Annotated in this window: 11 protein-coding genes; 1 reads left to right on the top strand and 10 read right to left on the bottom strand. The window is 68.8% G+C overall.

Translation table 11 applies throughout. The features are described from left to right. Nucleotides 1–70: 70 nt before the first annotated feature. The 9 genes from AC1DJ5_RS11485 to AC1DJ5_RS11445 form a co-directional block, all read right to left on the bottom strand. A complete protein-coding gene (locus AC1DJ5_RS11485; RefSeq protein WP_441455227.1) occupies nucleotides 71–553 on the bottom strand; it encodes a Fur family transcriptional regulator in 483 nt (160 codons plus the stop codon). Nucleotides 554–581: 28 nt separating this feature from the next. Continuing rightward, the gene (rimI, locus tag AC1DJ5_RS11480) at nucleotides 582–998 is read right to left on the bottom strand and encodes a ribosomal protein S18-alanine N-acetyltransferase (protein WP_477020669.1); all 417 of its coding nucleotides are present in this window, start codon (nucleotides 996–998) and stop codon (nucleotides 582–584) included. Continuing rightward, entirely contained in the window at nucleotides 995–1,696 is a 702-nt protein-coding gene (tsaB, locus tag AC1DJ5_RS11475; RefSeq protein WP_477020668.1) for a tRNA (adenosine(37)-N6)-threonylcarbamoyltransferase complex dimerization subunit type 1 TsaB, read from the bottom strand. The genes rimI and tsaB overlap by 4 nt, the downstream gene beginning before the upstream one ends. Nucleotides 1,697–1,718: 22 nt before the next feature. Beyond that, the gene (locus AC1DJ5_RS11470) at nucleotides 1,719–2,087 is read right to left on the bottom strand and encodes a helix-turn-helix domain-containing protein (RefSeq protein WP_477020667.1); all 369 of its coding nucleotides are present in this window, start codon (nucleotides 2,085–2,087) and stop codon (nucleotides 1,719–1,721) included. 72 nt (nucleotides 2,088–2,159) lie between these two features. After that, nucleotides 2,160–2,768, bottom strand: a complete 609-nt coding sequence (locus AC1DJ5_RS11465; protein ID WP_477020666.1) for a helix-turn-helix transcriptional regulator — start codon at nucleotides 2,766–2,768, stop codon at nucleotides 2,160–2,162. Nucleotides 2,769–3,031: 263 nt separating this feature from the next. After that, nucleotides 3,032–3,589 carry a NifU family protein gene (locus tag AC1DJ5_RS11460; protein WP_477020665.1) on the bottom strand — a complete coding sequence of 186 codons (558 nt, stop codon included), beginning with the start codon at nucleotides 3,587–3,589 and terminating at the stop codon, nucleotides 3,032–3,034. A 115-nt stretch (nucleotides 3,590–3,704) separates the two neighbouring features. After that, nucleotides 3,705–4,172 carry a universal stress protein gene (locus tag AC1DJ5_RS11455; protein ID WP_477020664.1) on the bottom strand — a complete coding sequence of 156 codons (468 nt, stop codon included), beginning with the start codon at nucleotides 4,170–4,172 and terminating at the stop codon, nucleotides 3,705–3,707. A gap of 233 nt (nucleotides 4,173–4,405) precedes the next feature. Beyond that, nucleotides 4,406–9,256 (bottom strand): NAD-glutamate dehydrogenase, encoded by a 4,851-nt coding sequence (locus AC1DJ5_RS11450; protein WP_477020663.1) that lies wholly within the window; start codon nucleotides 9,254–9,256, stop codon nucleotides 4,406–4,408. 402 nt (nucleotides 9,257–9,658) lie between these two features. After that, on the bottom strand, nucleotides 9,659–10,816 hold the full coding sequence (locus AC1DJ5_RS11445; RefSeq protein ID WP_477020662.1) for an AI-2E family transporter: 1,158 nt from the start codon (nucleotides 10,814–10,816) through the stop codon (nucleotides 9,659–9,661). 118 nt (nucleotides 10,817–10,934) lie between these two features. On the opposite strand from AC1DJ5_RS11445, the gene AC1DJ5_RS11440 reads away from it, so the two are divergent. Then, nucleotides 10,935–12,446, top strand: a complete 1,512-nt coding sequence (locus AC1DJ5_RS11440) for a helicase HerA-like domain-containing protein (RefSeq protein WP_477020661.1) — start codon at nucleotides 10,935–10,937, stop codon at nucleotides 12,444–12,446. 22 nt (nucleotides 12,447–12,468) lie between these two features. Here AC1DJ5_RS11440 and AC1DJ5_RS11435 read toward each other — a convergent pair whose 3' ends face one another. Then, the gene (locus AC1DJ5_RS11435; protein WP_477020660.1) at nucleotides 12,469–12,843 is read right to left on the bottom strand and encodes a VOC family protein; all 375 of its coding nucleotides are present in this window, start codon (nucleotides 12,841–12,843) and stop codon (nucleotides 12,469–12,471) included. Nucleotides 12,844–12,936: the final 93 nt, after the last annotated feature.

Genomic DNA, 12,936 nt, shown 5'->3' with positions numbered 1-12,936 from the left:
GACCGGCTTATGATCGCCGAACCCGACGACGGCAAGGCGCGCAGCCCGGGCAGGCCGGCCGGGATCAGCTTCAGCCGTCGGCCTGTTCGGGTTCGGTGCGGGCGGCGTGCCGCTTGTAGATCAGCCCCTCGCGCTCGCTCGGCTCGGCGCCGGGGATGGCGTGGCCGTAGAGCTCCAGCTTGTGGCCGACCAGTTCGAAGCCCAGCTTGCGGGCGATCTCGGTCTTGAGACGCTCGATCTCGGCGTCGAAGAACTCGATGACCTCGCCCGTCTTGGTGTCGATCAGATGGTCGTGGTGATCGTCGCCAGCTTCTTCATACCGGCTGCGACCGTCGCCGAAGTCGTGCTTTTCGACCACGCCCGCCTCTTCGAACAGGCGCACGGTGCGATAGACGGTGGCGATCGAGATGTGCGGGTCGATGGCCGAGGCGCGGCGATACAGCTCCTCGACGTCAGGGTGATCCTCGGCCTGCGACAGAACCCGGGCGATCACGCGCCGTTGCTCAGTCATGCGCATGCCGCGGTCGGCGCAAAGTTTCTCGATCCGTTCCATGCGCCGGAAGATAGGCTGGACCGCCGACTTATGGAAGCGTCGCGGTAAAGTTGAGCGCCAGGATCAGGGCGTCCTCGTGGCTTCCATCCGACCGCGCATAATAGCCCCGCCGACGCCCTGCCTCGGCGAAGCCCATTCTCGCGTAGAGGGCCCGGGCTGCGACGTTGTCCGCGGCCACTTCCAGGAACATTCGTTCGGCGCCCAGGGCGGCGGCGCGCACCACGGCGGCCTCGACCAGTCGCCCGCCCACGCCGCCCCGCCGCGCGGCGGGCCGCACGGCCAGAGTCAGAATCTCGGCCTCGTCGGCCACGACGCGGATCAGGATGAAACCGTCGGCTTCCTCCACCGCGAAGACGCCGGGCGAGGCCAACAGGGCCGACAGGCTGGCGGCGTCCCACGGCGTCTCGAAGGCCTCGGCGTGGATGGCGGCCAGGACGTCAGTCACGAGGCGGCGAGCGCGCGCGGCTGGCCCGGCAGGCGGCTGGGCGGGGTGGCGTCGGGCGCGCGCAGATAGACGGGGCGGGGCGGGGCGCTCTCCGGATCGGCCATGGCGGTCATATAGGCCAAGGCCTCGGGCGACGGCGCGGGCAGGCGAGCGGTCACGGCGGCGCCCAGACGCTCGGGGAAGGCCTCGACCAGCACCGAGGCACCCGACCCGACCAGAATCGGCGGCGCGCCGCCGGCCGCAGCGGCGATGCGCTCCGCTGCAGCGTCCAGCGACAGGGCCTCAGGCCCTCCGATCGGACGGCCGTCGCGGAACAGCCGCGCATAGACCTGGCCCCGGCGCGCGTCGATCACGGCGGCGACCAGTCCCGCCGGCTTGATCGACATGGCGAGGGCGTCCAGCGTCGAGAGGCCGACGACCGGACGGTCCAGCGCCGCGCCCAGTCCCTGGGCAAAGGCCAGGCCGACGCGCAGGCCGGTGAAGGATCCGGGCCCCACGGTGACGCCAATCCGATCAAGGGCGCCGAAACCGCCGCCGCCCTCTCGCGATGCGTCGGCCACAGCGTCGCGCGCCATCCCGGCCAGCCGTTCCTGATGGCCCTTGGTCATGAGCTCGGAACGAACGCCGAGCACGCGCCCGTCCTCGACCACGCAGGCCGAACAGGCGCCCAGCGCCGTATCCACGATCAGAACTCTCATCGCGGCCTTCCTATCGACGTCGTCAGGCCGACGCCAGCGCCTCGACCACCCGCGTCACGGCCTTGCGCACCGCCGGGTCGCTGATGCGGGGAAAGGCTTCCGCCAGCGCCCGCCCGTCCGCCGTCGCGGTCAAGGCGCGCAGTTCGGCCACCGGGTCGAGATCGTTCGCCCGGGCCGGAAAGAAGTCCGCCACCGAACAGCCCAGGGCCGTCGCCGCCTGATGCAGGCGCGAGGCCGAAACGCGGTTGGCGCCCTTCTCGTATTTCTGCACCTGCTGAAAACTGACGCCCAGTTCGGCGGCCAGCGCCGTCTGCGACAGGCCGAGGGCCGAACGACGCGCCGCCATCCGCAAGCCCACGACGGCGTCGATATCCTGCGTATGGCGAGGCACGGGCGGCGTCTCCCTCGGAGTTGCGGCGACAAGGTTTCACAACCCCGAATGAAACGCAACTATTTAGTTTCATCAGTCGTCCAGCCGCGCGACGACGGCCGCGACCGTCCGGGCCCGCGCGCGCGGAATCCGCTCGATGGTCAGCAGGGCGCCGGCCCCGCGCACCACCAGTTCCGCCTCGTCCGACCGCACATAAAGCCGCGCTCGCAGGGTTCCGTCGTCCATTTCGATGACGCAGCCCTGATCGCGGCGCGGCCAACGGCCGGGCGCATATTCCAGAACCGTGCCGGCCGCCGCCCAGGGGGCCAGGTCGTCGGTCGAAAGCTGCAGCCGCCGCCGCGGGTCGGCCGGCGCCGCCTCAAAGGCGCGACCTCGCGTTTCCAGTCCATCGAACGCGGCCTTGGGCCTTGGGGCAGGGGCGGGAGCGGGGGCCGCGCTCATCAGAAGCGCCAGATCTTCGGGCGTGGCGTCGAGGGCGCCGGTCAGGCGGCGCTGAACGTCGGGGCGGAACAGGCCGGGGCGTTTACCGGCCTCGTACAGGCCCCAGCCCTGGCTGGTCATGCCGATCCTCTGGCCGGCCTCGGCCTGGCTCAGGCCCCGCTCGCGACGCAGGGCGGACAGGGCCTCGCCGAGAGCACGGCCCTCGGCCTCGGCGTCATCATCGGCGGTGAAACGGGCCATGCCGCGATCATGCCTCAGGCCCGTTCAAGACGATAGCGTTTCATGTGAAACATCTTGTTGGGCCGCGGTCGTCGGCCCTCCGGGACCTCCCGACCCGACGCGGCTCTTCGGTGGGCCGCGGTCAGAAGGCTCCGCCTTCTCGACCCGACGCGGCCTGGCGCTTCGCGCGCGCTCACGCAGCTAGCCGCCGCGCGGCGAGCGGTAGCGCCCAAAGATGCGCTCAAGCGGCAAGCGACCACGTCGCGAGCGCTAGCGCCCTTCGCTTAGATCACCTGCTCAACGCTGGTCACTTCGGGGATGTAGTGGCGCATCATCTGTTCCACGCCGGACTTCAGGGTGGCGGAGGACGAGGGGCAGCCCGAGCAGGCGCCGCGCATCCTCAGGCGCAGGACGCCGGTTTCCAGGTCGAAATGGTCGAACAGGATGTCGCCACCGTCCTGGGCCACCGCCGGGCGGATGCGGCTGTCCAGCAGGCCCTTGATCTCGGTGACGATCTCGCTGTCTTCGCTGGTGTCGTCCGCCGCCGCCTCGACGCCGCGCGTCAGCGGCGCGCCGGAGACGAAATGATCCATGATCGCGGCCAGGATCGGGGCCTTCATCTGGCTCCACTCCGGGGCCTGAACGCCGCGCGAGACCGAGACATAGTCGGCCCCGAAGAAGACGCCCTCGACGCCTTCCAGCTCGAACAGAGCTTCGGCCAGCGGCGAGGCCACAGCTTCGTCGATGGTGCGGTATTCCAGAACGCCCTCGGGCGCCACGTCGCGGCCCGGCAGGAATTTCAGGACATTGGGGTTCGGCGTGGGTTCGGTCTGAATGAACATGGCCGGGAGATGCGCCCCCAGAGCGGCATCTTCAAGACCCCGCGGCCGCGCGTGATGCGCCAATCGTCGCTCTAGCAGCGAGGCTCCGCGAGCCGAGCGATAGCGACCCTTAGAATTACGCCAGGTCTTCGATGTCCGCCTCGGTCAGTTCGCCGGGGACGATGGTCACGGGCAGCTTTCGTCCGGTGAAGGCGCCGCCCTGCTTCAACACGGCCGAGACCAGAGGTCCGGGCCCGCGCGAACCGACGCCCGCCGCCAGGATGAGGATCTTGATGTCGGGATCGGCGCCGACCGCCCTGCGGATGGCGCCCTGAGGGTTGCCTTCCTCGATCAGGAAGACCGGAGCGGCCCCGGATTTTTGGGACACTTCCTCACCCAACCGGGCCAGAAGCGCTTCGGCCTCTTCGCGCTGCTGACGGCGGATTTCGTCGCGCACGCCGGACCAGTGCTCGTCCGAACCGCCGGGCAGGGCCCGCAGCAGAACCACGCGCCCGCCGGTCGATTTGGCGCGCCGGGACGCGTAACCCAGGGCGGCGCCCAGTTCGGGACTATCGTCCACAACGACGAGAAACTTCCTGGGCATTGGGCGTCTTCTTGCCTTGCGGATCTCTGAACAGCGGCGACCACCTAGCCCGAAGCCGCCCCAAACGCCAAGGCCCGCCCGCCTCGCCGAGAACGACGAAACGAGCGGGCCCTGAACAAACACCGAAATCGCGCCGCGTTCATGCAGCGAGGCTCCGCGAGTCGCGCGTTAGCGCACTAAGAAGCGCTCAAGAAGCGAGCGACCGCGTCGCGAGCGTAGCGCCCTGGGAAGCGTTAGCTTCCCAGCACTTCGCGAATGGCGCCGTTGGCGATGGTCAGCTTGGCGAAGGTCCAGCCCGTGCCCGAAGCCTCGATCTCGTCGACCGAGCCGCGCAAGGATTCGACCTGACCCATCCGGGCGCCGATCCAGGCGTCGACCGCCTGTTGTGCGCCTTCCTCGCTCGCGCCCGCCGCCTCGGCCGAAGCCTGGGCCACGGCGCGGGTCAGTTGCTGCTGCTCGGCCATCAGGTCCTGGATCAGACGACGCACGGCCAGACGATCGAAGTGATCGCCCGACGAGATGGAGCCCGCCGCCACGCGCAGGCGGTCGAAGTCGAAGGCGGCGCCGACCTGGTGATAGAGCCCCGCCACCGCCGGCGCGTTCCAGCCCAGTTCATTGGCCAGATCGCCGATGTCGGCCGTGGCCACCATGGGCCGCAGCAGGGCGATGTCGCGCGCCAGATCTTCCGGCGCGCCCAGACCGACGAAGGTCTGAACCCGGCTCTCGAACCGCTGCTGTTCGAAGCGCGACAGCACGGCGGGGCCAGCGGCGCGCAGGGCGTCGGCGGCCGGTTGATAGGCGGCGATCATGCCGCCGACCGTGGTCTCGGTGCGGGCGGCGCGGCGGGCCAGCCAGTAGGTCTGGCGACGCAGAACCAGGGCGATCTCGCGATAGAGGGCCGTCTGGGCCTCTGCCGGGATCTTCAGGTCCAAGGCCGAGACAGCCTTCCAGGCCTGATCCAGGCGGAACACCTGACGCGCCGTCTCGAAGGCCGTGACCATGGCGGCGGTGTCGCATTCCGCTGCCGCCCGCAGGCGGTCGGGGAAGGTCGGCCCGGCCATGTTGACGATCTCGTTCGACAGCACCGTGGCGATGATGTCGCGACGCAGGCGGTGGCCCTTCATGTCCTCTTCGAACTTCGCCAGCGGAGCCGGGAAGTAGTGGACCAGCAGGCGCTCGAAGAAGGCGTCGTCGGGCGCCGAGGAGCCGACGATCTCGTCGAACAGCTCCAGCTTGGAATAGGCCGTCAGCACCGCCAGTTCGGGACGGGTCAGAGCCGTGCCCTGCAGCTTCATCTCGGCCATGCGGGCGTCGTCGGGCAAGTATTCGACCGCGCGGTTCAGCTTACCCAGGGCCGTCAGGTGCTGCATGAAGGCCTGCTGAGCGTCGAGCGCCTCGGCGCCCTCGGCCTGTTGCAGGGTCAGGGCCAGGGTCTGGTCGTAGTTGTGCGCCAGGACCTTTTCGCCGACCTCGTCGGTCATCGACTTCAGCAGGGCGTTGCGGTCCTCGGCCTTGAGATGGCCCGAGGCGATGGCGCCGCCGGTGAGGATCTTGATGTTCACCTCATGGTCGGACGAGTCCACGCCCGCCGAGTTGTCGATGGCGTCGGTGTTGATGCGAGCGCCGGCGCGCGCCGACTCGATCCGGCCCAACTGGGTCATGCCCAGGTTGGCGCCTTCGCCGATGACCAGAGCCCGCACGTCGCCGCCGTTGATGCGGATGGCGTCGTTGGCCTTGTCGCCGGCCTGGGCGTTGGTCTCGCCCGCGCCCTTGATGTAGGTGCCGATGCCGCCGAAGTAGAGCAGCTCGGCCCGCGCCTTCAGGATGGCCTGCATTAGGGTGGTCGGGTCGACGGTGTCGGCCTCGATGTCCAGCAGGGCCTTGATCTGGGGTGTCAGGGTGACGGTCTTGGCCGAGCGCGAGAAGACGCCGCCGCCTTCCGAGATCAGGCTCTTGTCATAGTCCTGCCAGCTGGTGCGCGGGGTTTCGAACAGGCGCTTGCGCTCCGCCCACGACTTGGCCGGATCCGGGTTCGGGTCGATGAAGATGTCGCGGTGATCGAAGGCCGCGACCAGCTTGGTCGCCTTGGACAGCAGCATGCCGTTGCCGAAGACGTCGCCCGACATGTCGCCGACGCCGACCACGGTGAAGGGCTCGGATTGGATGTCCTTGCCCATCTCGCGGAAGTGGCGCTTGACCGCCTCCCAGGCGCCGCGCGCCGTGATGCCCATTTCCTTGTGGTCGTAGCCCGCCGAGCCGCCCGACGCGAAGGCGTCGTCCAGCCAGAAGCCGTAGGACTGCGACACGCCGTTGGCGATGTCCGAGAAGGTCGCCGTGCCCTTGTCGGCGGCCACGACCAGGTAGGGATCGTCGCCTTCCCAGGCCACGACATTGGCCGGGCGCACCGGGGCGGCGTCGCCGACGATGTTGTCGGTGATGTCCAGCAGACCCGAGAGGAAGGTCTTGTAGGCGCGGATGGCCTCGGCCTGGACCGCGTCGCGGTCGCCGCCGATCGGCAGTTGCTTGGGATAGAAACCGCCCTTGGAGCCGACCGGGACGATAACCGAGTTCTTGACCTGCTGGGCCTTCACCAGACCCAGGACTTCGGTGCGGAAGTCGTCGCGACGATCCGACCAGCGCAGGCCGCCGCGCGCCACCGGGCCGAAGCGCAGGTGGACGCCCTCGATGTGCGGCGCCCAGACGAAGATTTCGCGGAAGGGTTTGGGCAGGGGCAGGTCCTCAAGCTCGCGCGAAGCGATCTTGATCGAGATGTGCGGCTTGGCGCGGCCCTCGGCGTCGACCTGATAGTAGTTGGTGCGCTTGATCGCGCCGATCAGCAGGGCGATGCGGCGCAGCACCCGGTCGTGATCCAGGCTCTTCACGTCCTGCAGCAGGGCGACGATCTTGTCGTTCAGCTCCGCGACCAGGGCTTCGCGCGCCTCGACCGAGCCGCCCTGGGCCGGATCGAACTTGGCCTTGAACAGCGACAGGATGGCGCGCGCCACCGTCGGATATTCGCGCAGGGCCGCTTCCTGAACCGCCTGCGACGGGTCGAGGCCGGTCTGCTGACGATAGCGGGCCAGGGTGCGGATCAGGGCCGCCTCGCGCCAGTCCACGCCCAGTTCCAGCACCAGACGGTTGAAGCCGTCGCTTTCCGTGCGGCCGCTCCAGACCGCCGAGAAGGCGGCCTCGAACGGGGCCTTGATGTCGGCGAAGATCAGGCTGTCGCCGCGCGGGTCTTCCAGCAGGAAGTCATGGATGAAGATCGGGTCGTCGCCGACCGAACGGACGACGTGGTCCGATTCCTCCAGGGTCTTCAGGCCCATGTCGGCCAGGATGGGCAGAACGTCGGACAGCGGCACAGCCGAGCCCCGACGGTAGAGCTTGAAGCGGAACTGCAGCGAGGTCTCGTCGGCCGTGCGGAAGGCGCGAACCGCCACCGGCTCGCCGTCGCCGGCCGAACCGTCGTTCAGACGGTCGAACTGCTCCAGATCGGCCACCGCCTCCGCGGCGTCGTAGCGGTCGCGATAGGCGACGCCGAAGCCCTCGGCCCATTTGGCGCTGGTCGGGCCGACGGCGACCTCGTCCACCTCGGCGGCGCGCAGGGCGCTCTCGAAGCGGTCGATCCAGCTGCGGCCGGCCTCGGCCACCTCGGCCTCCAGCGCCCTGGCGTCGGGCTCCAGGTGAGCGCCAGGTTCGACGCCGATGATGTAGTGGACCCGCGTCAGCGGCTGGTCTGACAACTGGGGATACCAGGCCGAGACCCGGCCGCCCCAGGCCTTGGCCAGGATGCCGCCGATGCGTTCGCGCACCGAGGCGTCGAAGCGTTCGCGCGGGATGAAGCAGAGGACCGAGACGAACCGGTCGAACGGATCGCGGCGGGTGAACAGGCGGATGCGCGGACGGTCGTACAGGTGCAGGACGCCCAGCGCCGTCTCCAGCAGCTCGTCTTCGCTGATCTGGAACAGCTCGTCGCGCGGATAGTTCTCGAGGATGTTCTTCAGGCGCTTGTAGTTGTGGCTGCCCGGGGCCTTGCCAGCCCGTTCCAGAGCATTGGCCACCTTGCGCCGGATCAGCGGCACCTCCTTGGCCATCTTGTCATAGGCTTCGGCGGTGAACAGGCCGACGAAACGGGTCTCGCCCGAGGCCTTGCCGTCCGCGCCGTAACGCTTGACGCCGACGTAGTCCATGTAGGCGCGGCGATGGACGCGCGAGCGGATGTTGGCCTTGGCCACCGTCACCGGTTCGCTGAGGTCCAGCTGACGCTGCATGGCCTTGGTCAGGACCGCCGGCTCGGAGGCGCGGCGCAGGACGCGGCGCTCGGGGTCGCCCAGAACGCCGAGCCCCTGAGCGGACACCTCCAGCGGGGCCTCGGGAGCATAGCCGCCATCGGCGCTGCGCGGATAGGCGTAGTCGCGGGCGCCGAGGAAGACGAAGTGATCGCTCTTGGCCCAGCGCAGGAAGGCGATGTTCTCTTCCAGAACGGCGGGGTCGACGGCGGCGGGGGGGGCGGCTTCCAGTTGTTCGACCGCATCCTTCATCGACTGGACCATGGCGGCGTGATCGGTCACGGCGGCGCGCACGTCGGCCAGAGCCTGGGCCAAGCCTTCGCCCAGGGCGTCGCGACGCTCCTGCGGCAGGGGATCGACGACGACGATGATCAGCGAGTCGCGACGTCCGGCCTCGATCTCGGCGATGGGGTGGAAGAGGGCGCGCACGGTGACGCCGGCATCGGCCAGTTCGCCCAAGACGCTGTCGACCAGGAAGGGGGCGTCGTCCTGCAGGATCAGGACGCTGTCATAGCCCGTCGGAGCGCCGTCGGCGCCGGCCAGGGGACCGACCGTGACGCGGGCCGGTTCGCCGGCCTGGCGCGCCTTGGCCGAACGCCAGACCAGGGCCAGCAGGGCGGCCAGGTCGTCGCCGCCCAGTTCGGGCGTCTCGTCAGCGGCGTAGTCGTCGAAGGCCTGAGCCAGGAAGGACTTTTCCGCCGCGCCCGGCGGGCCATCGACAATCCGCGCATAGGCTGCTTCCAGCGCCTCCAGAGTAGCTGGCGTGGCGGAAACTGTGCGCGGAGCGGCGGACATGATGTAGTCTCGGACAGCACGGCCTGAGGCCGCAGGGATTTGACCGCGCCACCTTAGCGTGACTGGCGAAACTGGCTAGGCCGCCCGAGGCCGCGAACGCCCTGAATTTCAGTGTGCAGCGCACCATGTTGCGCCGGAGGCCCACTGTTGAGTGATTTCTCGCAGACAGGGCCATATTGACGACAACAAATGCCCCAATTTCGCCCAAATCGACCGCGCAACGGTTCAACAGAGCCCCAACGAACAAGGCCGCCGAGCGCGAACGCTCGACGGCCTGCTCGGGTCCGGCGCAGGAGGGGGAGGGAGCGCCGGTCCTCTGGACTTCGCGGCCGGGAGGGGGAGGGGAGGCCGCGTCGTCTGATTGAACAGATAGTCGCGAGATATGGCGGATCAAGGGCAGGGTCAGTCTTCGTCCGCGCCTTTTTCGTGCGACCGCTTGCCGCGCCTCAGCAACCGTTTGAGCCAGCCGTCGGTCGGTGCGGCCGCGTCGGCGTTGCGCGGGGCATAGGGTTCGCCGTCGCCCGACAGCAGCACCGCCATCCAGCGCGATCCCTGGAACTCGGCCAGAACCGCCATGGCGATGACCGCCAGGGGCGTCGACAGGAACATGCCCGGCACGCCCCACATCTTGCCCCACAGGGCCAGGGCCAACAGGACCACGACCGGATCAATGTTCTGATTTTCACCCTGCATCCGCGGCAGGATCAGATTGCCCACGATGAACAGCAGGGTCTGCAGACCGATAAAAAGAATCAGGGCCGGCCAGTAGCTCTCGAACTGAACCAGGGCGAACAGCGGCGGGGCGCAGCCGGCGATCACCCCGCCCAGCACGGGGATGAAGCTGACGATGAAGATGACGAAGGCCCAGAACTCGGCGTGTTGAAGCCCTACCGCCCGCATCATGACCCAGGCGACGACGCCGATCATGGCCCCGGTGACGGCCTGGACCCACAGATAGCCCTCGATTCCGCCCCGCACCCGGTTGAACACCTCCAGCGCCTCGCGGCGGACCCCGCGGTCGGGGAACATGGCGACGACCTTCTTTCTGAACCCCGCCTGCGACGCCAGGAGGAAGCCCAGATAGACCATGACGAAGAAGGCGCCCGAGGCGACGCCCTGGGCCTGGAGGGCCGCGCTGGTCAGCCCGCCGCGCAGGTCGATGTCCGCGATCAGTTCGTTCAGCGTCGGCGGGTTTCTGACGTGGAACAGACCCCACGCGTCGCTGATGATCTGGTCGAGACGCGGCCCGATATGAGCCGAAACGCCCGAGGCGTCGGTGAAGAAGCCGGCCGCCCCGTCGACGATGATCCAGATCGACAACAGGAAACCCAGCACCACCACGATCAGGGCCGCCGCCCCGGCGAAGCGGGACGGCACCGGGGTGCGATGCTCGATGGCCCGTTTCACCCCGTCGATCATGATCATCAGGAAGAGGGCCATCGCCAGGGGGGTCAGGATGTCCCTCAGCCAGTAGAGCGCCGCCCCGCTCGCCACGACGGCGATCAGGACCAGGGCGTTGCGCGCAACCGAGGAGGTCGGAACCGAAATGGGCAGCTTCATGAGCGTGACTGTCGAGGGCGGCGGGGACAGCGTCAATCGCCGGAAGCTGTTGCGGTTCCGTCTTGCAGCCCGGCCCATATGAGATCAGCATGTTCGGGGGCACGCTGGAGAGTCATGCATGACCGACGCCCCCGCCGCCCTTTTCCTGGGCCAGTCCTTCGAAGGCGCCCCGGAAAATCTGCTGCTCAACCGCGCCAACCGCCACGGCGTCGTGGCCGGGACCACCGGCACGGGCAAGACGGTGACCCTGCAGATCATGGCCCAGGGCTTTTCGGACGCGGGGGTGCCTGTCTTCTGCGCCGATGTGAAGGGCGACCTGTCCGGGATCAGCCAGCCGGGCGATGTCGCGAAATTCTCTGATCGCGCCGGCAAGATGGGCCTGACCCTTACCGGCAAGGCGGCCCCGGTCGTTTTCTGGGACCTGTACGGCGTCAAGGGACACCCCGTGCGCGCCACCGTCACCGACATCGGCCCCGTGCTGATGGCCCGGATGCTGGAGCTCAACGACGTGCAGGAAGGCGTGCTGACCGTCGCCTTCCACGTCGCCGACAAGGAGGGGTTGCTGCTACTGGACCTCGAGGACCTGCGCAGCCTGATGACCTATGTCAGCGAGAACTCCACGACCATCGGCCGCGAGGTCGGCGCCGTCTCGCCCGCCTCGGTCGCCACCATCCAGCGCGCCCTTCTGCAATTGGAACAACAGGGCGGAACAGCCTTCTTCGGCGAACCGGCCCTGCGACTGGAAGACCTGATGCGCACCGGCCTGGACGGTCGCGGTCAGGTCAATGTGCTGGCGGCGGACAAGCTGATGAACAGCCCGCGCCTGTACGCCGCCTTCCTGCTGTGGCTGATGTCGGAACTGTTCGAACAACTGCCCGAGATCGGCGACCCGGATAAGCCGCGCCTGGTCTTCTTCTTCGACGAGGCCCACCTGCTGTTCGACGACGCGCCCAAGGCCCTGCTGGAAAAGGTCGAGCAGGTGGTGCGGCTGATCCGCTCCAAGGGCGTCGGCGTCTATTTCGTCACCCAGAACCCGGCCGATATTCCCGACAATGTCCTGGCCCAGCTGGGCAACCGGGTGCAGCACGCCCTGCGCGCCTACACCCCCGCCGAGCAGAAGGGGCTGCGCGCCGCAGCCCAGAGCTTCCGCCCCAACCCCGCCTTCGACACGGCCACGGCCATCCAGGGACTGGGGGTGGGCGAGGCCCTGGTCTCGACCCTGGACGACAAGGGCGCGCCCAACATCGTGGCCCAGACCAGGATCCGCCCGCCGGACTCGCGCCTGGGCCCCGCCACCGACGCCGAACGCGCCGCCGTCATGGCCGCCAGCCCCGTACGCGGCGTCTACGACACCATGGTCAACCGCGAGTCCGCCGAGGAAGTCCTGGCCGCCCGTCAGGCTCAGACTGACCGCATCAACGCCCAGGCCCAGACCGACGCCGCCGACGCCAAGGCCGCTGAAAAGGCCGCCCGCGCCACGCCCCGCGCGCCCGCCGCCCCGCGCGCCCGCGCCGCCTCCAGCCGCCAGACCCCGATGGAGGCCCTGACCACCTCCGTCCTGCGCACCGCCGGCACGACCATCACCCGCGAACTGATGCGCGGCCTGCTGGGCAGCCTGAAGCGGGGATAAAGTGCGGACAGGGCGGCGCCGGTCACCCCATGCAGAAGGCGCAGAGCTTGTTCCCGTCGAGGTCGCGGAAATAGCTGAACCATAGACCCGGGCCTCGAAGGCCTGGAACGCCCGCACAGGCGCCGCCTAGCTCCAACGCCCTGGCGTGGAAGGCGTCGACCTCTTCGCGGGTATCGAAGCCGAAGGCGAACATCGAGCCGTTGCCGACGGACGCCGGCTGGCCGTCATGCGGACCCAGAACGGCGAAATTGGGGGTGCGGTTCGCGCCATACACCCGCCCCCCAGAAGGATGCTCGAAGACGGGCCAGATCCCGGCCGAACCCAGCAGGGCGTCGTAAAACGCCTTGGCGTCGTCCATCCGGTTCGATCCCACGGTGGCGTAAACGAGCGCGCCCATCGCGTCCCTCCCTTGAAACCAAGGGATTCTACCGCTCGCGGCGATCGTGGCCAACCGGCGCTGTTCACCCCGGCGCGTCGAAGGGTCCGCCGC

It is taken from the genome of Brevundimonas sp. 01N35, from assembly GCF_056399785.1.
The sequence above is the reverse complement of the archived record's forward strand: the minus strand, read 5'-3'. Positions and strand labels throughout refer to the sequence as shown.